General features: G+C 65.7%; 18 protein-coding genes and 1 pseudogene. 6 read left to right on the plus strand and 13 right to left on the minus strand.

The window, feature by feature from the left end:
• Window positions 1-151: 151 nt before the first annotated feature.
• Genes UB43_RS10460 through UB43_RS10470 form a run of 3 tightly spaced genes read right to left on the minus strand, consistent with a single transcriptional unit; the run spans window position 152 to window position 2,117 of the window.
• Window positions 152-391, minus strand: coding sequence for a zf-HC2 domain-containing protein (locus UB43_RS10460; RefSeq protein ID WP_045210416.1), 240 nt, complete (start codon window positions 389-391; stop codon window positions 152-154).
• Window positions 385-996 (minus strand): RNA polymerase sigma factor, encoded by a 612-nt coding sequence (locus tag UB43_RS10465; protein WP_156160391.1) that lies wholly within the window; start codon window positions 994-996, stop codon window positions 385-387. The genes UB43_RS10460 and UB43_RS10465 overlap by 7 nt, the downstream gene beginning before the upstream one ends.
• On the minus strand, window positions 996-2,117 hold the full coding sequence (locus UB43_RS10470; protein ID WP_045211284.1) for a beta-ketoacyl-ACP synthase III: 1,122 nt from the start codon (window positions 2,115-2,117) through the stop codon (window positions 996-998). The genes UB43_RS10465 and UB43_RS10470 overlap by 1 nt, the downstream gene beginning before the upstream one ends.
• Before the next feature lie 424 nt (window positions 2,118-2,541).
• On the opposite strand from UB43_RS10470, the gene UB43_RS10475 reads away from it, so the two are divergent.
• The gene (locus UB43_RS10475) at window positions 2,542-3,054 is read left to right on the plus strand and encodes an ankyrin repeat domain-containing protein (RefSeq protein WP_045210418.1); all 513 of its coding nucleotides are present in this window, start codon (window positions 2,542-2,544) and stop codon (window positions 3,052-3,054) included.
• Window position 3,055: 1 nt separating this feature from the next.
• Here UB43_RS10475 and UB43_RS10480 read toward each other — a convergent pair whose 3' ends face one another.
• Window positions 3,056-3,958, minus strand: coding sequence for a LysR family transcriptional regulator (locus UB43_RS10480; protein ID WP_045210419.1), 903 nt, complete (start codon window positions 3,956-3,958; stop codon window positions 3,056-3,058).
• Window positions 3,959-4,061: 103 nt separating this feature from the next.
• Here UB43_RS10480 and UB43_RS10485 point away from each other — a divergent pair, with 103 nt between their 5' ends.
• Together UB43_RS10485 and UB43_RS10490 are read left to right on the plus strand one after the other, a co-directional pair.
• Entirely contained in the window at window positions 4,062-5,246 is a 1,185-nt protein-coding gene (locus UB43_RS10485) for an MFS transporter (protein ID WP_045210420.1), read from the plus strand.
• A gap of 88 nt (window positions 5,247-5,334) precedes the next feature.
• Window positions 5,335-6,378: an acyltransferase gene (locus UB43_RS10490; RefSeq protein WP_045210421.1), complete on the plus strand. Its 1,044-nt coding sequence runs from the start codon at window positions 5,335-5,337 to the stop codon at window positions 6,376-6,378.
• Here UB43_RS10490 and UB43_RS10495 read toward each other — a convergent pair.
• Window positions 6,360-7,424 (minus strand): GGDEF domain-containing protein, encoded by a 1,065-nt coding sequence (locus UB43_RS10495; protein WP_045210422.1) that lies wholly within the window; start codon window positions 7,422-7,424, stop codon window positions 6,360-6,362. The two genes, UB43_RS10490 and UB43_RS10495, sit on opposite strands and share 19 nt — an antisense overlap.
• A gap of 175 nt (window positions 7,425-7,599) precedes the next feature.
• On the opposite strand from UB43_RS10495, the gene UB43_RS10500 reads away from it, so the two are divergent.
• A complete protein-coding gene (locus tag UB43_RS10500; RefSeq protein ID WP_045210423.1) occupies window positions 7,600-8,019 on the plus strand; it encodes a hypothetical protein in 420 nt (139 codons plus the stop codon).
• 22 nt (window positions 8,020-8,041) lie between these two features.
• Here UB43_RS10500 and UB43_RS10505 read toward each other — a convergent pair whose 3' ends face one another.
• Window positions 8,042-8,479, minus strand: coding sequence for an HIT family protein (locus UB43_RS10505; protein ID WP_045210424.1), 438 nt, complete (start codon window positions 8,477-8,479; stop codon window positions 8,042-8,044).
• A 133-nt stretch (window positions 8,480-8,612) separates the two neighbouring features.
• Between UB43_RS10505 and UB43_RS10510 the strand changes: the two genes are divergently transcribed.
• Window positions 8,613-9,317 (plus strand): glutathione binding-like protein, encoded by a 705-nt coding sequence (locus UB43_RS10510; protein WP_045210425.1) that lies wholly within the window; start codon window positions 8,613-8,615, stop codon window positions 9,315-9,317.
• A gap of 104 nt (window positions 9,318-9,421) precedes the next feature.
• Here UB43_RS10510 and hrpA read toward each other — a convergent pair whose 3' ends face one another.
• From hrpA to fadD1, 6 genes and pseudogenes are all read right to left on the minus strand, one after another.
• Window positions 9,422-13,483, minus strand: coding sequence for an ATP-dependent RNA helicase HrpA (gene hrpA / locus UB43_RS10515; RefSeq protein WP_045210426.1), 4,062 nt, complete (start codon window positions 13,481-13,483; stop codon window positions 9,422-9,424).
• Window positions 13,484-13,654: 171 nt separating this feature from the next.
• Window positions 13,655-14,140: a hypothetical protein gene (locus UB43_RS10520; RefSeq protein WP_045210427.1), complete on the minus strand. Its 486-nt coding sequence runs from the start codon at window positions 14,138-14,140 to the stop codon at window positions 13,655-13,657.
• Window positions 14,141-14,151: 11 nt separating this feature from the next.
• Window positions 14,152-14,403, minus strand: a complete 252-nt coding sequence (locus UB43_RS10525; RefSeq protein WP_045210428.1) for a GlsB/YeaQ/YmgE family stress response membrane protein — start codon at window positions 14,401-14,403, stop codon at window positions 14,152-14,154.
• A gap of 288 nt (window positions 14,404-14,691) precedes the next feature.
• Entirely contained in the window at window positions 14,692-15,447 is a 756-nt protein-coding gene (locus UB43_RS30310) for a methyl-accepting chemotaxis protein (RefSeq protein WP_371318953.1), read from the minus strand.
• A gap of 102 nt (window positions 15,448-15,549) precedes the next feature.
• Window positions 15,550-16,422 (minus strand): annotated as a pseudogene (locus UB43_RS30315) (cache domain-containing protein); the annotation flags it as partial.
• Window positions 16,423-16,461: 39 nt separating this feature from the next.
• The gene (fadD1, locus tag UB43_RS10535) at window positions 16,462-18,147 is read right to left on the minus strand and encodes a long-chain-fatty-acid--CoA ligase FadD1 (RefSeq protein ID WP_045210429.1); all 1,686 of its coding nucleotides are present in this window, start codon (window positions 18,145-18,147) and stop codon (window positions 16,462-16,464) included.
• A gap of 534 nt (window positions 18,148-18,681) precedes the next feature.
• On the opposite strand from fadD1, the gene UB43_RS10540 reads away from it, so the two are divergent.
• Complete coding sequence (locus tag UB43_RS10540) at window positions 18,682-18,918, plus strand: YdcH family protein (RefSeq protein WP_045210430.1); 237 nt, start codon at window positions 18,682-18,684, stop codon at window positions 18,916-18,918.
• A 75-nt stretch (window positions 18,919-18,993) separates the two neighbouring features.
• Here UB43_RS10540 and fadD2 read toward each other — a convergent pair whose 3' ends face one another.
• Window positions 18,994-20,682: a long-chain-fatty-acid--CoA ligase FadD2 gene (fadD2, locus tag UB43_RS10545; protein ID WP_045210431.1), complete on the minus strand. Its 1,689-nt coding sequence runs from the start codon at window positions 20,680-20,682 to the stop codon at window positions 18,994-18,996.
• Window positions 20,683-20,929 lie beyond the last annotated feature (247 nt).

The following is a 20,929-nucleotide window of genomic DNA, read 5'->3' on the forward strand; positions in this document are numbered from 1 at the left end:
GCATGGCCCGCTCCTACAGGAATAGCGTCGAACGTTGCCGGTGGAAGCGGACCTTGTCCGTGCCATCACAACCCGCGCGCCTCTCATTCACCGGCAGAAGGCGGAGCTCATCGCGGGCATGGCCCGCTCCTACGGGGAATCGCCGGGCGATTCAGCGCCGCGCGCTGTCCCGGCGCAGTTCGGCGAGATGGTCGGCCAGGCGTTCCGACTCGGGGCGCGGCGGTTCCGGCAGCAGGCGCAGGGTCGCCTGGGCGAGACGCATCTGCCGCAGGTAGCGCCGGCAGTTGCGGCACAGCAGCAGATGCCGGCGCAGCGCGAGCTTCTCGCGCCAGCCCAGCTGTTCGTCCAGCAGGTCGCTGGAGCGCGCCACCAGTTCCTTGCAGGTCAGCATTCCCCGGTCTCCTCGAAGTGCTCCACGGTGGCAAACACCTTCAGCCGCGCACGGTGCAGCAGCACCCGGACATTGGAGAGCGAAACCTCCAGCAGATTACAGATTTCTTCCAACTCCAACCCCTGGCGCTCGCGCAGCAGCAATACGCTGCGCTGCAGTTCGGAGAGGCTGAGCAGGGTCTTCTCCAGACACTGGCGCAGTTCGTCTTCGGCCAGCAGGGCCTCCGGCGAGTCTTCATGCCAGGCCAGCGGCGCCATGCTCCAGTGGCCGTCGGCGGCAAAGCGGGAATCATCGATGCTGCCGTGTGGCGCTGGCAGATCGTCGAGCGACACGTCGCGGCGAACCTTGCGCAGGCGGGACTTGGCGGTATTGGCAGTGATGGTCAGCAGCCAGGTCTTGAGGCTGGAGCGCCCCTGGAAGCCGTCCAGGTTGCGCACGGCGGCAAGCCAGGCATCCTGCACCACTTCATCGGCATGGGCGCCGCCGACGATGGCAATGGCCACGGCGCGCATCGCACCCTGGTAGGTGGCTACCAGGGCGCGGAAGGCCTGCTGGTCACCGGCCAGCAGGCGCGACAACAGCTCGCTGTCGTCGGCGGGCACGATCAGCGCTTGCGCAGGATCACGCTGCCGATGGAGTAGCCGGCGCCGAAGGAACTCAGCACGCCGATGGAGCCGGCGGGCAGGTCGTCCTGGTACTTGTGGAAGGCGATGACCGAACCGGCGGAGCTGGTGTTGGCGTAGGTATCGAGGATCACCGGCGCCTCGTGGGCCTCGGCATCGCGGCCGATCAGCTTGCGGGTGATCAGCAGGTTCATGTTCAGGTTGGCCTGGTGCAGCCAGTAGCGCTTCACGTCGCTGACCGGGATGTCGTTCTGCGCCAGATGCTCGCCAATCAGCTCCGCCACCATCGGGCAGACGTCCTTGAACACCTTGCGGCCTTCCTGCACGAACAGCTTGTCGCGGCTGCCGATGCCCTCTTCCGCGGCGCGGTTGAGGAAGCCGAAGTTGTTGCGGATGTTGTTGGAGAACTGGGTCAGCAGCTTGGTGCTGACCACGTCGAACTGGTGCTCGCTGGTGGCCTGGTCGGCACGCTCGATGACCACGGCGGTGGCGGCGTCGCCGAAGATGAAGTGGCTGTCGCGGTCACGGAAGTTCAGGTGGCCGGTGCAGATTTCCGGGTTGACCATGAGGATCGCGCGGGCCTGGCCCAGCTGCACGCTGTTCACCGCGGCCTGGATGCCGAAGGTGGCCGAGGAACAGGCGACGTTCATGTCGTAGCCGAAGCCCTGGATGCCGAGGGCAGCCTGCACTTCGATGGCCACGGCCGGGTAGGCGCGCTGCAGGTTGGAGCAGGCGACGATGACCCCGTCGATGTCTTCGGGCGTACGGCCGGCGCGCTGCAGGGCCTGCTTCGCGGCGGAGGTCGCCATCTCGCAGAGGATGCCCCAGTCTTCGTTGGAGCGCTCCGGAATGCGCGGCGCCATGCGTTGCGGGTCGAGGATGCCTTCCTTGTTCACCACGAAGCGGCTCTTGATGCCGGAAGCCTTTTCGATGAACGCGGAGCTGGATTCGGAGAGCGCTTCCACCTCGCCCTTGGCGATGGCGTCGGCGTGCTGGTCGTTGTAGCTGCGGACGTAGGCGTTGAAGGATTCCACCAGTTCATCGTTGGAGATGCTGAACGGCGGGGTATACAGGCCGGTTCCGCTGATCACGACTTTATGCACGGTCAATCCTCTTCTCAATCTGCGCCGCCGGGCCGGGCGGCAAGGTTAGGCATCAAGGTGCCCGCCCATTGGCCGGCACTGGATATTCGTCGCTCCGCGTCCTGGCGCGAAGGCTTCGGGATGGCGATCCCCGCAACAGGGCAGTTTGCCACTCCCTCCGACGGTGGGCACTTTTGCCCGCCCGGCGGTTCGCGGTGTCACCCCGGGTGCAACCGCTGATCGCTGATTATGCTGCAATTTTCGCCGAAAAGCCGCCGTGCGAAGACGGCATTTGCGCAAGTTTACGGACAGCAATCACGCCACGCCTGCCCTGAAGCAACGGATTGAAATTTTTCACCGGCACCATAGGCACAGTGTTGGCGCGCCCAGGCGCGCTAGTCCTTATCCTTCAGTGCATTCCCGACTTTGCCAAGGAGACTTCAGGATGAGTGCCGCGAACCGTCCGGAAATGGACGAACAGACCCTGGAATTCGCCAACCAGGTGATCGACCTGGCCCGCCAGGGCGATACCCCGCGCCTGACGGAACTGCTCCGGCAGGGCCTGCCGGCCAACCTGCGCAACCACAAGGGCGACAGTCTGCTGATGCTGGCCAGCTACTACGGCCACCACGATACCGTCGGCGTGCTGCTCGATCACGGCGCCGATCCGGACCTGCGCAACAACGCCGGGCAGACACCGCTGGCCGGCGCCGCCTTCAAGGGCGACCTGGAAATGGTGCGCCTGCTGCTCAGCCGTGGCGCCCAGGTGGAAGGCGCCTCTCCCGACGGCAAGACCGCGTTGATGATGGCGGCGATGTTCAATCGCCCGGAGATCGTCCGCTGCCTGCTGGAACACGGCGCCGACCGCGAGGCCCGCGACGCCAGCGGCCTGACTGCGCTGGCCGCAGCGAAGATGATGGGCGCGGCCGACACCCTGGCACTGCTCGAAGCCGCCTGAGTCAATCGATGCGCACGTGCTCGGCGAGGAAGTCGAGCACCGCGCGCACCCGCGCCGGCAGGTGACCCGGCTTGCCCAGGTAGAGAGCGTGCATCGGTTTGCGGTCGCCGGGATTGAAGTCCGCCAGCACCTCAACCAGCCGCCCGGCGGCGATATCCTCGCGCACCTGGAACTCCGCCAGTCGCGCCAGCCCCAACCCGGCCAGCGCCAGGTGGCGCACGCTGTCACCGTCGCTGGCCAGCAGGTTGCCGCTGGGCTCGGGGACATCCGCCGGCTTGCCGAGGAATGGCCAGTCGGGCTCGACGCGCCGGTAGCTGAAGCCCACGCAGTTGTAGTCGCCCAGCTCGCGCGGATGCTGCGGCGTACCGTGCCGCGCCAGATACTCGGGCGCGGCGACTATCTTGTGCCCGGACTCTCCCAACGAACGCGCCACCAGCCGCGAATCCCGCAGCGGCCCGCTGCGCACGGCGACGTCGGCGCGCACCTCCAGCAGATCCACCACTTCATCGGTCAACTGCAGGTCGAGGTTGACGCCGGGGTAGCGCTCGAAGAACAGCGGCAGCGCCGGAATCAGGAACTGCCGGCCCACCGGCAGATTGCAGCTGATCCGCACCCGGCCCTGCGGCTCGGCACTCACTGAGGCCTCGCGCTCGGCTTCATCCAGGTCCGCCAGGATTCGCAGGCTGCGCTCGTAGAACGCCGCACCCTCGGCCGTTAGCTGCTGGCGCCGGGTGGAGCGGTTGAACAGCCGCGCACCGAGGCGATCCTCCAGGCGCGCCACCAGCTTGCTCACCGCCGAGGGCGTCATCCCGCACTGCTGTGCGGCGGCGGTGAAGCCGCCGGTTTCCACCACGCGGATGAAGACTTCCATTTCGCCGAAGCGGTTGACGTCGGGGCGGGCCATGTTGAATTCAATTCACAGGTGATTTGCTCAAAGGCAGTCTATATCAGCAATACGCGCGGAGATAAGGTGGCGCCCATTCTACGAATCACTAGGGAGAGCCATCGTGCCCATTGCCTTGTATGCCTTGACCGCCGGTGCCTTTGGCATCGGCGTTACCGAATTCGTGATCATGGGATTGCTGCTGGAGGTCGGCCAGGACTTCGGCGTGTCGATCTCCGCTGCCGGCCTGCTGATCTCCGGCTACGCCCTGGGCGTGGTGCTCGGCGCGCCGCTGCTCACTGCCCTTACCGCGCGCTGGCCGCAGCGCCGCACGCTGCTGGGGCTGATGGTGATCTTCACCCTCGGCAACCTGGCCTGCGCCCTGGCGCCGGACTACCCCACACTGATGGCGGCACGGGTGCTGACTTCCTTCGCCCACGGCACCTTCTTCGGCGTCGGCTCGGTGGTCGCCACCAGCCTGGTGCCGGCCGAGCGCCGCGCCTCGGCCATCGCCCTGATGTTCACCGGCCTCACCGTCGCCACCATTCTCGGCGTGCCGCTGGGCACCTGGCTCGGCCAGCTCTATGGCTGGCGTGCGGCCTTCTGGGTGGTGACCGGCATCGGCGTGCTCGCCCTGGCGATCCTGGCGATCTACCTGCCGCGCAACAGCGCCCCGCCGGCCGCCGGCAACCTGCGCGACGACTTCCGCGTGCTGAAACGCCCGGCCGTACTGCTCGGCCTGCTGACCACCGTGCTCGGCTTCGGCGGCGTGTTCACCGTGTTCAGCTACGTGTCGCCGCTGCTGACCCGACTCGCCGGCTTCTCCGAAAGCGCCGTGTCGCCGGTGCTGCTGGTGTTCGGCGGCGGGCTGGTGCTGGGCAACCTGCTCGGCGGCAAGCTGGCCGACCGCAAGCTGGTGCCCGCCCTGCTTGGCAGCCTGGTGGCGCTGGCGGTAGTCATGGGGTTGATGAGTTTTGCGCTGCAGAACCAGATCGCCGTGGTCGTCTTCATCGCCCTGATCGGCGCCGCCGGCTTCGCCACCGTGCCACCGCTGCAGATGTGGGTGCTGGAGAAAGCCCATGGCGCCGGCCAGAGCGTGGCGGCCAGTTTCAACATCGCCGCGTTCAACCTGGGCAATGCGCTGGGTGCCTGGCTCGGCGGCATGACCATCGACCACGGCCCCGGCCTCGCCGCGCTGCCGTGGGTCGGCGCGCTGCTGCCGGTCGCGGCCATCGCCACGGCGCTGCTGTGCCTGCGCCTGGAGCGTGGACCGGCAATGCCGGCAGCCACCGCCCAGCAGGCCCGGTGAACGATCGGCGAATCCTGACTGTCGAGGAAAGGGGCGCGCAGTGGTCGCGCCCCTTTCTTTTATGCACAGACGGAGGACGCGCCCATCCATGCTGGTTTCGCTTCAGGCTTTACGGGCACTGGCCGCCTGGCTGGTGGTGTTCCATCACTTCATGCAGGTGTTCTTCGACTTCCGCGCCGACAGCCTCGGCGGCAAACTGCTCTCCACCCGCGGCCAGGTCGGGGTGGATATCTTCTTCGTGTTGAGCGGCTTCGTGATCCACCTCTCCAGTGCTGGCCGACCGATGTCGCCGCTGACCTTCCTGGTCCAGCGCCTGGCCCGCGTCGCCCCCGCGTACTGGCTGTACACCGCGATCACCGCGCTGATCATCTACGCGTTCGCCGATGTGATGCCGGTCTACGGCGTCGGCGGCAAGTCGCTGCTGCTGTCCATGCTGTTCATCCCCAGCGAGAACCCCGGCGGCTTCGGCAAGTACCCGGTGCTGCCGGTGGGCTGGACGCTGAACTTCGAGATGCTCTTCTACGGCCTGTTCGCCCTCTCCTTCCTGGTTGCCGAACGCTGGCGGCCCTGGCTGGTGACCGCACTGGTGCTGCTGGTGGCGCAGGTGCTGGCGCGTGAGCCATGGGTCAGCAGCTTCTACCGCAACCCGATCATCTTCGAGTTTCTCCTCGGCCTGGGCCTCGCGGCGCTGTACCGGCGCGGCTGGCTCAACTGGCCGCGCCCACTGGCCATGAGCCTGGTGGTGCTATCGGTGACGACCATCGCGCTGTTCCCCGCCGACCATCCCTGGCGCCTGCTGACCTGGGGCCTGCCGGCCGCCGCGCTGCTCGCCGCGTGCGTAGCGCTGGAGCCGCTGTTCGAGCGCAGCAAAGTGCTGCATGTGCTGGGCGACTGGTCCTATTCGGTGTACCTGCTGCACGTGATCGTGCTCTGGCTGGCCGCCTACTGGCTGCATGAACGACTGGGGCTGACGCCCTACCAGACGCTCGGCCTGAGCGTGCCGGCGATCCTGCTGCTGTCCTGGCTGAGCTACGAATGGGTGGAACGGAAGATGGCCCGCCAGGTGCGCACGGCCTACGCGCGCATCGCCGGGCCGCCGGCGGCGAAACGGGCTCAGGCCGGGTCGCTGTAGACCAGGCGATTGCGCCCCTCGGCCTTGCCGCGATACAGGCGGCGATCGGTGCAGCGGTAGAGCTCGTCGGCATCCAGACCGTCGCCCGGCCACTCGGCAAGGCCGAAGGTGGCGGAAATCTCGATGCGCTCGCCGTGGTAGATCAGCGGCGCTTCGTCGATATCGCGGCGCAGGGATTCCACCAGCGGCTTGGCATCGAAGCGGTCGGTGAAGGGCAGCAGCAGGCCGAACTCCTCGCCGCCCAGCCGGCCGATCAGGTCGGTGGCACGCAGGCGGTGGCGCAGGCGATTGCACAGATGCTGCAGCGCCTTGTCGCCGGCATCGTGGCCCCACTGGTCGTTGATGTTCTTGAAGTGGTCGACGTCCAGCACCACCAGCACCAGCCGCGTCTCGTAGCGCGCCGCTTCCTGGATGCAACGCCTCAGCGCACGCTGGAAGCTCTCGCGACTGGCCACGCCGGTCAGCGCATCGGTCAGCGCCAGGTGCCGCAGTTGCTTGTAGGCGGCAGCGCGGCGCTCTTCATAGACATGCATGAAGGCAATCACCAGCACGCCGCAGAAGATGCCGTTGCCGATGTCGATCAGCCCCGGCGCATCCAGGCGCAGGTGGTTGGCGTGCAGGTACATCAGCGTGGCGATCAGCATGAACGGCACGGCAAGCAGGAAGCCGCGCCACTTGCCCAGCAGCAGGTAGGCCATCACCGGCATCAGGTAGACCCAGACGAAGGCCGACGCCGAGGCGTTGGGCATGACGATGATGTAGAGGATGAAACAGAAGGTCGGCAGCAGGTAGGCGATGATCCACGGCACCAGCCGACGCACGCGCTGCAGCCGGTGCGCCGCCCACAGCAGCAGCCCGCAGGTGACCAGTTCGGCGCCCGCCAGCCAGAGATTGCCGGCGAGGTACTGCAGGATCGAGAACACCCCCAGGGTCGCCCCGGTGCAAGCGAAGATCAGCCGCATCAGCAGCCGATGGTCGGCTTCCTCCAGGCCGGTCGGTCCGGCGCTGGACTCGAACAGGTGGTCGGGGTCGCTGTTGCGGTGCATCAGCCCTGCTCCTTGGCTCGACCGCCCGGCGGGTCGGCCTGAATGGCGGCATTCGGGCACTCCAGCCCGTGTCACATGTGCTGAAGACTACTCCAATTTCCCACAGCGCGTAGCCCAGCCGACGGAAACCGGCCAGATGGGCTAGCCTAGGCTGCATTGTCCATGGAGGAAGTCTATGCGTTCGATCCTTGCCGTCCTGTCCCTGCTCGCGCTTTCCGGCTGTGCTTCGTACCAGAGCGATGAAGTCCAACCTGTCCCCACCGACCGACTGCTGGCCTACCAGCAACCGGGCGAGGACAGCGTCAAGGTCGATGTCACTCGCGACGTCGGCTACATCGGCGGCGGCTGCTTCGTCGCCCTCACCATCGACCATGAAGTGGCCGCGCGCATCGGCAAGGGCGAGTCGGCCAGCTTCCACGTGCCGATGGGCAAGCACGTGGTCGGCATCATCGGCGACAAGGACGGCGACGGCCTTTGCAGCAAGGCCATGCTGCGCCGTGAACTGCTGGTGCCACTCGAGCCGGGCGGCAACAACACCTTCCGCATCGTCAGCGACAACCGCACCGGTTTCGACATCAAGCCGGCGGTCGAGTAAGGCCCGACCGCCCAGGTGCGCCTCAGCCGTTCAGACGGGCAACGAGGCGCGCCTGCAGCTTCTCCAGTTCCCCCGCATCGGCCTTGTTCGCCGCGTGAATCCCCAGGCCTTCGCCGGCATAGCGCGGGACGATGTGCACGTGGATATGGAACACCGTCTGCCCGGCCGGCGCGCCGTTGAACTGGGCAACCTGCACGCCATCGGGATTGAGTTCGTCGACGATCACGCCGGTCAGGCGCTGCACCACGCGCATCACCTTGGCCAGCGCATCGGGGTCGACTTCGAGGATGTTGCGCGCCGGGGAGTTCTTCGGGATCACCAGGGCATGGCCGTAGGACTGCGGGAACAGGTCGAGGAAGGCGAGCACGTCGTCATCCTCGTACAGCTTGTAGCAGGGAGCCTCGCCACGAATGATCTGGGCGAAGATGTTCTGCGGATCGTAGGTGCCTTGCAGGCTCATGGTGGGTTCCTTTCCGATGGCGGGGTATGGGCCCGCACCATACCGGTTTGTCGCGCGCGGGTCATGACCGTGGGCGCGCAGCGGGCTATCCTGAGGGCCGACTCAACGTCCTGCTCACCTGACCGGAGTATGCATGTCAGACCTTTCCGCGTTCCCCATCACCCGCAAATGGCCCGCCGAACACCCTGACCGCCTGCAGCTGTACTCGCTGCCCACGCCCAATGGCGTGAAGGTGTCGATCATGCTGGAAGAGCTCGGCCTGCCCTACGAGCCGCACCTGGTCAGCTTCGAGCGCAACGACCAGATGTCGCCGGAGTTCCTCTCGCTGAACCCGAACAACAAGATTCCGGCGATCCTCGACCCCAACGGGCCGGACGGCCAGCCGCTGGCGCTGTTCGAATCCGGCGCGATCCTGGTCTACCTCGCCGACAAGACCGACTCGCTGATCGCCCCCGGCGCCAGCGGTCGCTACGAGACGCTGCAGTGGCTGATGTTCCAGATGGGCGGGATCGGCCCGATGTTCGGCCAGATCGGCTTCTTCAACAAATTCGCCGGCAAGGACTACGAGGACAAGCGCCCGCTGCAGCGCTACGTCGATGAAGCCAAGCGCCTGCTGGCCGTGCTCGACCAGCGCCTGGAAGGCCGCGACTGGATCATGGGCGAGCGCTACACCATCGCCGACATTGCCACCTTCCCGTGGATTCGCAACCTGGTCGGTTTCTACGAGGCGGGCGAGCTGGTCGGTTTCGAGAACTTCCAGAACGTGAAGCGCGTGCTGGAACGCTTCCTCGCGCGGCCGGCAGTACAGCGTGGGCTGAGCATTCCAAAACGGGATTAACGGTTCACTCCCTGTAGGAGCGAGCTTGCTCGCGAACCATTTCCCGGCAGTTCTGAAGCTGGGCGGGTTCGCGAGCNNNNTCGCTCCTACAAAAAGCCTGAGCGTCAGGCCTCGACCTGGCTCCACTGCTTCGACAAGCGCTTGTCCGACACCGGAATCTTCGTTCCCAGCTGCTGGGCGAACAGCGAGACGCGGTACTCCTCCAGCATCCAGCGATACAGCACCAGCTCCGGGTCGCGCTTGCCTTCCTGGGCGTGCTTGGCCAGGCGCGCCGAATACTGCTCCCAGTAGCCGGCCATTTCGCCGCTCCAGACGCGGTCGCGCTGGACCTGCCCGGCGACCTTGTCCAGGCGCTGCTCGACCGCCTTCAGGTAGCGCGGGTATTCCTTCAGCCACTCCAGCGGCGTGTCACGCACGAAGCCGGGGTAGACCAGCCTGGCCAGTTGCCCCTTCACGTCATTGAGCGGCACCGTCATGGCGAGGTCGACCTTGCCCTTGAAGCGCTTCTGCAAGCCGTGCCAGAGCTTGAGGATCTCCAGGGTCAGGCGGGCGATGCGTTCGGCGTGCTCGGTCCAGGCGCTGCGCTTCTTCTCGGCCAGTGACGCAAGCCCGGCGCCATCGCGCGGCAGGTTGTTTTCGCCGTCGAGGATGGCGCTGTCCAGGCTGGCCAGCAGGATGTCCTCCACCAGCGACTCGACCCGGCCCAGCTCGCGGTAGAGCAGGCCCATGTCGGTCTGCCCCGGCAGCTTGCTGCGCAGGAACTTCGCCGGCTCGGCCAGTTGTTGCAGGAGCAGGCGCTGCAGGGCGCGGCGGTGCTGATAGTCGGCCTCGGCCTGGGTCGGGAAGCGGTTCTCCTTGACCACGCCGGCCTCTTCCACCAGCGCCGGGTAGACCGTCATCGACAGCCCGGCGACCTTCTGCTGGACCTTTTCCGCCACCCCGGCGAAGCCCTTGGCTTCCACCGGTTTCTGCGGCTTGTCGGCCTGCGGGATCGCCAGCGCAGCCTGGCTGGCCTCGGCGAAGCGCGCGGTGAGTTCGGCCAGGTCGCGGCCTTCACCGAGGAACTTGCCACGGGCGTCGACCACTTCGATGTTCATCCGCAGGTGGCTTTCCACCTGGGTCTCGGCTTCCGCCCAGGCCTCTTCCGGCACGCGGCTGCCGGTCATTCGCTGCAGCTCGCGGCCGAGGGCTCCGGACAACGCGCCCTCGGCGAAGACCATCTTGCCCAGCGCGGCGCGGACGAAGTCCGGCACCGGCACGAAGTTCTTGCGGATGGCCTTGGGCAGGCTGCGCACCAGCTCGATGCACTTGGCCTCCAGCAACCCCGGCACCAGCCATTCCAGGCGCTCGGCGGGCAGCTGCGGCAGCAGCGGCGCCGGCACGCGCAGGGTCACGCCGTCGCGCACGTGGCCCGGCTCGAAATGGTAGGTCAGCGGCAGTTGCAGCTCCCCCAGTTGCAGGCGATCCGGGTAGAGGCCGGCAGTGACTTCACTGGCATCGCGAGCGAGGACATCTTCCTCGCGCATGATCAGCAGGTCCGGCTGCTGCTTGTGTTCACGCTCGTACCACTTCTCGAAGCTGGCGGACTGGTAGATGTCCGCCGGCAGGCGCTCGTCGTAGTAGGCGAACAGGGTTTCCTCGTCGGCGAGGATGTCGCGCCGGCGCGCCTTGGCTTCCAGCTCGTCGAGCTTCTCCAGCAACTGGCGGTTGGCCGACAGGCACTTGGCGCGGCTGTTGATTTCGCCGCGCACCAGCGCCTCGCGGATGAACATCTCGCGGGACACCGGCGCATCGATCGGGCCGTAGTGCACGGCGCGGCGGCCGATGATGATCAGGCCGTAGAGGGTGACCTGCTCGTAGGCCACCACCTGGCCGCGGCGTTTCTCCCAGTGAGGTTCCAGGTAGTTCTTCTTCACCAGGTGCCCGGCCAGCGGCTCCAGCCAGTCCGGCTCGATCTTCGCGACCATGCGGGCGAACAGCTTGGTGGTTTCCACCAGCTCGGCGGCCATGATCCACTGCGGCTTCTTGCGGCCGATCACACTGGAGGGGTGAATCCAGAAGCGCCGCTGGCGCGCGCCGAGGTAGTCGCCCTCCTCCGCCTTCTGGCCGATCTGGCTGAGCAGGCCGGAGAGGATCGCCTTGTGCACGGCGGCGTAGTCGATGTCGCGCTGCTTAGCCTCGGGCTCGCCGCTTTTGTGGGAGCGAGCTTGCTCGCGAACGCTCTTCGAGTCTTTACCGACGCCTTTGTTGTCCTGGGGTTTCTCGGCATTGGGCTGTTCGCGAGCAAGCTCGCTCCTACGGCTGCCACTGTCAGATTTGGTGAAGGGCAGTTGCAGCTCACGGCAGATCAGCGTCAGTTGGCGGTGAGCATCACGCCACTCGCGCAGCCGCAGGTAATTCAGGAAGTTCTTCCGGCACCAGTTGCGCAGCGGGTTGGAGCCCAGCGCCTGGCGCTGTTCCTCGAAGCCGCGCCAGAGGTTGATCAGCGCGGCGAAGTCCGAGTCCGGGTCCTTCCACTGCGCATGGGCCTGGTCGGCGGCCTGCTGGCGGTCCATTGGCCGCTCGCGCGGGTCCTGCACGGACAGCGCGCTGGCCACGGTGAGCACTTCGGGCAGGCTGCCCAGTTGCGCCGCCTCCAGCAGCATGCGGCCCAGGCGCGGGTCGATGGGCAGGCGCGCGAGCTGGCGGCCCAGCGGCGTCAGCTGGCCCTCGCGGTTCACTGCCGAGAGCTCCTGCAACAGGGTGAAGCCGTCGTTGATGGCCTTGCCATCCGGCGGCTCGATGAAGGGGAAGGCCTCGATGTCGCCCAGGCGCAGATGCAGCATCTGCAGGATCACCGCCGCGAGGTTGGTGCGCAGGATTTCCGGATCGGTGAAGGCCGGGCGGCCGTTGAAGTCTTCCTCACTGTACAGGCGTACGCAGATACCCGGCTCGACCCGGCCGCAACGACCCTTGCGCTGGTTGGCGCTGGCCTGCGAGACGGCCTCGATGGGCAGGCGCTGGACCTTGGCGCGGTAGCTGTAGCGGCTGATGCGCGCGGTGCCGCTGTCGATCACGTAGCGAATGCCCGGCACGGTCAGCGAGGTTTCGGCAACGTTGGTGGCGAGCACGATCTTGCGCCCCGGCATGGGCGCGAAAATCTTCTGCTGCTCGGCCGGCGTCAGGCGCGCATACAGCGGCAGCACCTCGGTGTGGCGCAGGTTGGCCTTGCGCAGCATGTCGGCGGCGTCGCGGATCTCGCGCTCGCCGGGGAGGAATACCAGCACGTCGCCGGGACGCTTGCCGATTTCGCGCTCGTGGGCGGCGATCTCGTCCAGCGCGCGGAGAATGCCCTGGTCCACGGAGAGATCGTCGAACAGCGCTTCGCCGTCCTCGTCCACTTCCGCCGCCAGCGGGCGGTACCAGGTTTCCACCGGGTAGGTACGGCCGGAAACTTCGACGATGGGCGCATCGCCAAAATGCTTGGAGAAACGTTCCAGGTCGATGGTCGCCGAGGTGATGATCAGCTTCAGGTCGGGCCGCCGCGGCAACAGCGTCTTGAGGAAGCCGAGCAGGAAGTCGATGTTCAGGCTGCGCTCGTGGGCTTCGTCGACGATGATCGTGTCGTAGCGCTCGAGGTAACGGTCATGCTGGGTCTCGGCCAGCAGGATGCCGTCGGTCATCAGCTTGATCAGCGTGCTCTCGTCGCTCTGGTCCTCGAAGCGTACCTGGTAGCCGACCAGCGAACCCAGCGGCGTGCCGATTTCCTCGGCGACGCGGGTCGCCACGCTGCGCGCGGCCAGCCGGCGCGGCTGGGTGTGGCCGATCAGGCCGTGGGTGCCGCGGCCCAGCTCCAGGCAGATCTTCGGCAACTGGGTGGTCTTGCCCGAACCGGTTTCGCCGGCGATCACCACCACCTGGCTCTTTTCCAGCGCAGCCTTGATCTCGTCGCGCTTGGCGGCGATGGGCAGGCTGTCGTCGTAGCGGATCTTCGGAATGCTCGCGCGGCGCGCCTCGACCTTGGCGCAGGAGGCCTGGAAGCGTTCGGCCCACTGGGCGAGCTTGGCGTCGTCCGGATGCTTGCGCAGTTCGTGGAGCTGCCGGCGCAGGCGATGGCGGTCGCGGATCAGCGCATGATCCATGCGCTGCAGGAGCTGTTCGGGAGTCGGCGTGGTTTCTGGGGTCATCGGCTTCGCTGGCGTATGCGCGGGGAGCGGCGCAGCGCAAACGAGCGAGGCCGGTCCCGGGAAATGGGCTGTCATGGCGACAATCCGGGGATTGTCGCAGAGGACCGGCAAGGGCCGCCACGCCGAATGCATCGCGGCCCGGATTGGCGGGGCGTCGCGCCCCGCCGGGAGTCAGGCCTGCTGGTGCTCGCGCAACTTGGCCAGGGCGATGGCCAGGGCGGCGCCACCGAGGGTCTTGATCAGCGTGGGATGCTGGGCATAGAAGTGGCCGATGCTTTCGACCACGCCAGGGTTGGCCTTTTCCGCCTGGGCGGCCATCACCTCCACCTCCGACGCGCTCAACTGTCCGGCCTGTTCCGGCGTCAGTTGCGTCGCGCCCGGCTGCAGCACCTTGCCCAGGCCGCCGCTCATCATCTGGGCCAGCAGTGCCGGGCCGGCGACGGCCAGTAACTGGTTCAGCATGCCCGCACGCTGCACATCGCTGGACTGGCCGAACAACTGGCTCACCGTGTTGGCGAAAGGCGGCGTCTGATCGGAATGGAACATCGCGGTGATGCTCTGCCCCAGCGCGCCGGCGGGGGCATTTTCAAGGTGCTCGTCCAGGTTGCCACCGACGGCACCGACCACTTGCTGCAACAATGAATCCATCAAACTCATGGCGAATTTCCTCAGCTCTTTTTGGCGAACAGCAAGTGGTAGAGGACAAGCAGGGCGACGGCGCCAATCACCGCGCCAATGAAGCCCGTGGACTCGCCGGGTTGGTAGAAGTGCAAGGCCTGGCCCGCGAAGGTCGCCAGCAGCGCACCGGCAATACCCAGGGCTGCGGTGATGAAGAAGCCCAGGGAGTTGCTCCCGGGCGCCAGCCACCGCGCTACAAGCCCCGCAACGAAGCCGATACAGATTGTCCAGATGAGGTGCATGGCGCTAGAACTCCGTGACAGTGGGAACGCCGGCCGAGGCTACGAGCGGCAGTGCCATGGAGATATCGGTGATTTCCGAAAGTACCGCGGGGAATGTTGACTCTCTCCAGCGCCGAGGCGCCGGTGGATGACCCTTGAGGGGGGCAGGCCTGCGATCGGCCGGGCAGCCGGTGGTTCGGGCTGCCACTGAATGCGCTACCGGCCTGGCACCCCCGTCGTCGCGCAAGCTCCCTTCCATGGGCGCTTCCGACTCGCCAGCACTGCGACGCCGCCCGTGCGCAGCTCCGCTCAGATGCGGAACTGCCCCACGAGCTGGCGCAGGCGTTCGCCCAAGCCGTTCAGTTCGGTCGCCGTACGCGCGCCCTTGGCCGCGTCATCCGCCACGCTCTCCACGCCGCCAGCGATCTGGTGCACGCTGCGGTTGATCTCCTCGGCCACGGCGGTCTGCTCCTCGGCGGCGCTGGCAATCTGCGCGTTCATCGAGTTGATGGTGCCAATCAATTGAGCGATGGCGTCCAGCGACTGGCCGGCCTGGTTGGCCTGGCCACGGGTGCGCTCGGCCATGTCGCTGGCGCGCTGCATGGCGCTCACCGAGCCTTCCGTGGTGCCGCGCAGGCGGTCGATCATCTGCTGGATTTCCCCGGTGCTCTGCTGGGTGCGGCTGGCCAGGGCGCGGACTTCGTCGGCAACCACGGCGAAACCACGCCCGGCCTCGCCGGCGCGGGCCGCTTCGATAGCGGCGTTGAGCGCCAGCAGGTTGGTCTGCTCGGCGATGGAGCGGATCACTTCGAGCACGCCGACGATGCCCTGCACGTCCTGGCGCAGCGTGTCGAGGGAGTCGCTGCTGCTGCGCACCTCGCCCACCAGATCATTGATCTGCGAGACGCACAGGTCCACTTCGCGCTTGGCGGCCTGGCCCTCACGGTCGGTCTGTTGCGCGGCATCGGCGGCCTGTTGCGCGCTGCGCGCGACTTCCTGGGCAGCGGCGGTCATCTCGTTGATGGCGGTAGCGACCTGGTCGGTCTCGTGGCGCTGGCCGTCCATCGCGCGCTCGGAGCGCTGCGCCTGCTGGGCCACGTCGCCCACCAGTCCGGACAACTGGTTCGTGGTGCCGGCCACCTGCTGTACCAGCACGTGGATCTTCTCGACGAAGCGGTTGAAGGAGCCGGCCAGCTCGCCCAGCTCGTCGTGGCGGCCAAGGTTCAGACGATGGGTCAGGTTGCCGTCGCCGGCGGCCATGTCATCGAGGTTGTCGCGCACCTGGACGATGGGCTGGACGATGGTGCGGCTGAACAGCCCCGCAAGCAGGCCGATCACCACCACCAGCGCCAGCGCCGCGCCGCCCATGAGCAGTAGCAGATTGTCGATCTTGGCATCGAAGGCGGCACCAGCCTCCTTCACTTCGCGCTCGACATCATCGAGGTTCAGCGAGGTGCCGAACACCAGGTTCCACTTGGGCAGGAAGTGGGCGTAGCCGATCTTCGGCACGATGGTGTTGCCGCCTGGCAGGGTGAAGCTGTAGCGCACATAGTGCTGGCCGCTCTGCCCCGCTGCCACCAGTTCGCGGATGGCATAGACGCCATTGGGATCGCGATAGCCGCTGAAGTCTTCGCCCAGGCGCTCGTCGCTGGTGCCCTGGAAGACTCGCACGGAACGGGTGTCGTAACCCCAGAAGTAGCCGCCCTTGCCATATTCGAGGCGCTTGAGGATCGCAATGCCCTGCTCGCGCGCCTGGGCATCGCCTTGCGTCGCAGCCTGGTAGACCGGGCCGACGGCCGCCAGCGCCACGTCAACGAAATTCTTCAGCTGGACTTCGCGGTCCTGGGTGAGGTTCTCGCGAATCTGCGCTTCCTGCTGGGTTGCCAGTTGCCTCAAGGCGACGGTGGAAATGGCGCAGAGCAACAGGGTGAGGATCAGGATCGGCACGATGGCCAGGAGCAGGACCTTGGCGCGCAAACGGAGTGCAGTGTTCAAGGCGTTCACCTCAGGCGGATAAGGGACATGGCTTCCTTGCCCCATCAAAAAACCCGCCTTGCGGCGGGTTTCTTATCTATCGGCTCAGGCCCTGATCTTCTTGAGCTCTTCGTCGCGCAATTCGCGGCGCAGGATCTTGCCGACGTTGGTGGTCGGCAGGCTGTCGCGGAACTCCACGGACTTGGGACGCTTGTAGCCGGTGAGGTTGTCGTGCATGTGCTGCATGACTTGCTCCTTGGTCAGGGTGACGCCCGGCTTGGACACCACGAAGACCTTGATCGCCTCGCCGGATTTCTCGTCCGGGATACCGATGGCGGCGCACTGCAGCACGCCCGGCAGGGTGGCGAGCACGTCTTCCAGCTCGTTGGGGTACACGTTGAAGCCCGACACCAGGATCATGTCCTTCTTGCGGTCGACGATACGCATGTAGCCGTCGTCCTGGATGATCGCGATGTCGCCGGTACGCAGCCAGCCGTCCTTGTCGAGGATCTCGTCGGTGGCTTCCTGGCGCTGCCAGTAGCCTTTCATCACCTGCGGGCCCTTGACGCACAGCTCGCCACGCTCGCCCAGCGGCAGGTCCTGGCCGTCATCGCTGATGACCTTGCACTGGGTCGACGGAACCGGGATGCCGATGGTGCCGATCTGGATGTTCTGGAACGGGTTCACCGACACCACCGGGCTGGTCTCGGTCATGCCGTAGCCTTCGCAGATGGCGCAGCCGGTGACGTCCTTCCAGCGCTCGGCAGCGGCCTGTTGCAGGGCCATGCCGCCGGAAAGGGTCAGTTTCAGCGCGGAGAAGTCCAGCTTGCGGAAGCCTTCGTTATTGCACAGGCCGACGAACAGGGTGTTCAGGCCGACGAATCCGGTGAACTTCCACTGCGACAGCTCCTTGACCATGCTGGCCAGGTCGCGCGGGTTGGTCACCAGGATGTTGTGGTTGCCGGTGAGCATCATCGCCATGCAATGGAAGGTGAAGGCGTAGATGTGGTACAGCGGCAGCGGGGTGATGAGGATCTCGCAACCTTCATTGAGGTTGGCGCCCATCAGCGCCTTGCACTGCAGCATGTTGGCGACCAGGTTGCGGTGGGTCAGCATCGCGCCCTTGGCCACGCCGGTGGTGCCGCCGGTGTACTGCAGCACGGCAACGTCGTCGTTGTGCGGCGAGACTTCCTTCACCGCCTTGCCACGGCCCTTGGCCAGGACGTCGGTGAGTTTCTGCGCGTTGGGGATGTTGTAGGCCGGCACCATCTTCTTGATGTTGCGGACCACGAAATTGACGATGAAGCGCTTGAGCGGCGGCAGCATGTCACCCACTTCGGTGACGATGACGTTGCGGATGCCGGTCTTGGGCAGCACTTCCTCGGCCAGGTGGGCCATGTTCGCCAGGCACACCAGCGCCTTGGCGCCCGAATCGTTGAACTGGTGCTCCATTTCCCGCGCGGTGTACAGCGGGTTGGTGTTGACCACGACCAGGCCGGCGCGCATGGCACCGAAGACCACGACCGGGTACTGGAGCACGTTGGGCAGTTGCACGGCAATGCGGTCGCCGGGCTTGAGATCGGTGTTCTGTTGCAGGTAGGCGGCGAAGTCCCCGGAGAGCTTGTACATCTCGCCGTAGGTCAGGGTCTTGCCCAGGTTGCTGAAGGCAGGCTTGTCTGCAAAACGTTGGCAGGATTCTTTGAGTACCGCGAGGATGTTCGGGTACTGGTCAGCGTTGATCTCGGCAGCGATCCCCACTGGGTATTTGTCCTTCCAGAAATTGTCGGTCATGGAAGCCCACTCCTAAGCAACAGCTCATCTTTACCGCGTTCGCGGTTCTTTGTTGTGTTTATGTCGCTTTCCCCTGGCTCGGGGAGCGAAAAGCGGGCCGAGATTATCAGCTTTGAGAAACAGCGACCAGCACCAAACACAGGCTTGTCCGTAAGAAAAATGACCAGAGACAGGCTTTTCGGTCACCACCGCTCCATTCGTCGGAAAAGCCCGTCCCAGAAGGCTCGCAGCCTTGTTGGATTGTCTGACAAAATGGATTTCAGGGAAATGGAACCGGAAAAAAGAACGGAAATTGGCGGTCAAAGCGCCTTAGGTCACTGGGCAAATCAGCGGAGTTCGAGCAGACGATTTCGCACCGCTCCAGACCCCGGCCCCTGCTCCCGGGAAAGCACCAAGGCATGCGTCGCGGTATCCCGATCGGTGAAGACTTCTTCCGCCTGGCAACGGCAAAATCACCTTCCGGGAATGATCTACCTCAACACCAGGCGGGTGCGGATCACGCAGAGTGCTATTGCACTCTCCTGGAGAACCCTCATGTTTCCCGAATACCGTGAAAAAATTACTCGCCTCAAAGCCGAGGATCCGCATTTCGCCAAGCTCTTCCATAGCCACAACGATCTCGACCAGGAGATCAAGAACATGGAAGCCGGCATCACCCCCGCATCGCACGACGCCATCGAAGCGCTGAAGAGGCAGAAGCTGCAACTCAAGGACGATCTCTACGAGATCCTGCGCAAGAAGGACGGCTGCTGTGGCGGCTGTGGTGGTTGACTAGCGCTGGCCGACAACCAGCCATAAAAAAGGGGGCTGATCCTGGATCAGCCCCCTTTTTCATTCACGCTCGCCTCAAGCCGTTTCGCGCAGCTCCCGGCGCAGGATCTTGCCCACCGGCGTCATCGGCAGGGCATCCTTGAGCACGATGTGCTTGGGCACCTTGTAGCCGGTGAAGTTTTCCTTGCAGTAGGCCTTGAGCTCTTCCACGGTCACGCCGCCCTCACGGGCCACCACGAACAGCTTCACCGCCTCGCCGGACTTCTCGTCCGGCACGCCGACCGCCGCGCAGTTGGCGACTTTCGGGTGGGCCATGACCACGTCTTCGATCTCGTTGGGGTAGACGTTGAAGCCGGAGACGATGATCAGGTCCTTCTTGCGGTCGACGATGCGGGTGAAGCCGTCCGGGTCGATCACCGCGATATCGCCGGTGCGCAGCCAGCCTTCGGCGTCCAGCACCTCGGCGGTGGCGTCCGGGCGCTGCCAGTAGCCTTTCATCACCTGCGGGCCCTTCACGCACAGCTCGCCGCGCTCGCCCAGGCCGACGTCATTGCCGTCGTCGTCGATGACTTTCAGCGCGGTGCCCGGCACCGGCAGGCCGACAGTACCCAGGCGCGCCGCATCACCGTAGGGGTTGGTGCTGACCACCGGGGACGTTTCGGTCAAGCCATAGCCCTCCACCACGGTGCAGCCGGTCATGGCCTTCCAGCGCTCGGCGGTGGCGGTGACCAGCGCGGTGCCGCCGGAGTTGGTGACCTTCAGGTTGGAGAAGTCCAGTTCCTTGAATTCGGGGCGGTCCATCAGGGCGACGAACAGGGTGTTCAGGCCCAGCAGCGCGGAGAAGCGCCACTTCTTCAGCTCCTTGATGAAGCCGGGAATGTCGCGCGGGTTGCTGATCAGCACGTTGTGGTTGCCGTTGACCATCATGCACATGCAGTTCGCGGTGAAGGCATAGATGTGGTACAGCGGCAACGGCGCGATCATCACCTCGTTGCCCACCTGCATCAGCGGCTTGCCGTCCGGGCCGTGCTGCTGCAGACAGGCGTGAACCTGCTGCATGTTGGCGACCAGATTGCCGTGGGTCAGCATGGCGCCCTTGGCGACGCCCGTGGTGCCGCCGGTGTACTGCAGCACCGCGATGTCTTCCAGGCCGACCTTGATCGGCTGCAGGCCGTGGCCACGGCCCTGGCTCAATGCCGCCTTGAAGGAGACGGCCTGGGGCAGGTGGTACTCCGGCACCATCTTCTTCACGTGCTTGACCACGGTGTTGACCAGCAGGCCCTTGAGCGCGGGCTGCAGGTCGCCCATCTGCGCTTCGATCAGGTACTCGATGCCGGTATCGGGCAGCACTTCCTGCACCAGCTTGCCGAACAGGTTCACGTAGACCAGCGCGCGGGCGCCGGAATCCTTGAACTGGTGGCGCATCTCGCGGGCGGTGTAGAGCGGGTTGGTGTTGACCACGATGAGGCCGGCGCGCAGGGCGCCGAACACGGCGATGGGGTATTGCAGGATGTTCGGCATCTGCACGGCGATACGATCGCCGGGCTTGAGGTCGGTATTTTTCTGCAGGTAGGCGCCGAAGGCGGCGGACAGGCGGTCCAGTTCGGCGTAGGTCAGGGTCACGCCCATGTTGCTGAACGCCGGACGGTCGGCGAATTTCTTGCAGGAGCGTTCGAAGACTTCCACCACCGATTTGTAGGCGGTCAGGTCAATGTCGCTGGGCACGCCGGCCGGGCGTTTGTCGTTCCAGAAATCAGGTTGCATTTATTCTTGTCCTCATACCTGAGCGAAACCGAACCGTCATTGCGGTCATTCGACGGAAGCTAGCAGTTCCTTTGGTCATCGCAAAGACTCCAGGCGGCGTCATAGACTGCGTGAATCTTGCGCCACCATCCCGGCATGGCGCGGGATAGAGCCGACGGCCGCCTAGGACGGGCCTTACACGACATCAGCCGAGCGCTACCAGCAATCCATACAGAAGATGTCCCGGCGTGGCAGAATCGCCCCGGCC

Origin of the sequence: Pseudomonas sp. 21 (assembly GCF_000955805.1) — a bacterium.
Classification (GTDB): domain Bacteria; phylum Pseudomonadota; class Gammaproteobacteria; order Pseudomonadales; family Pseudomonadaceae; genus Pseudomonas.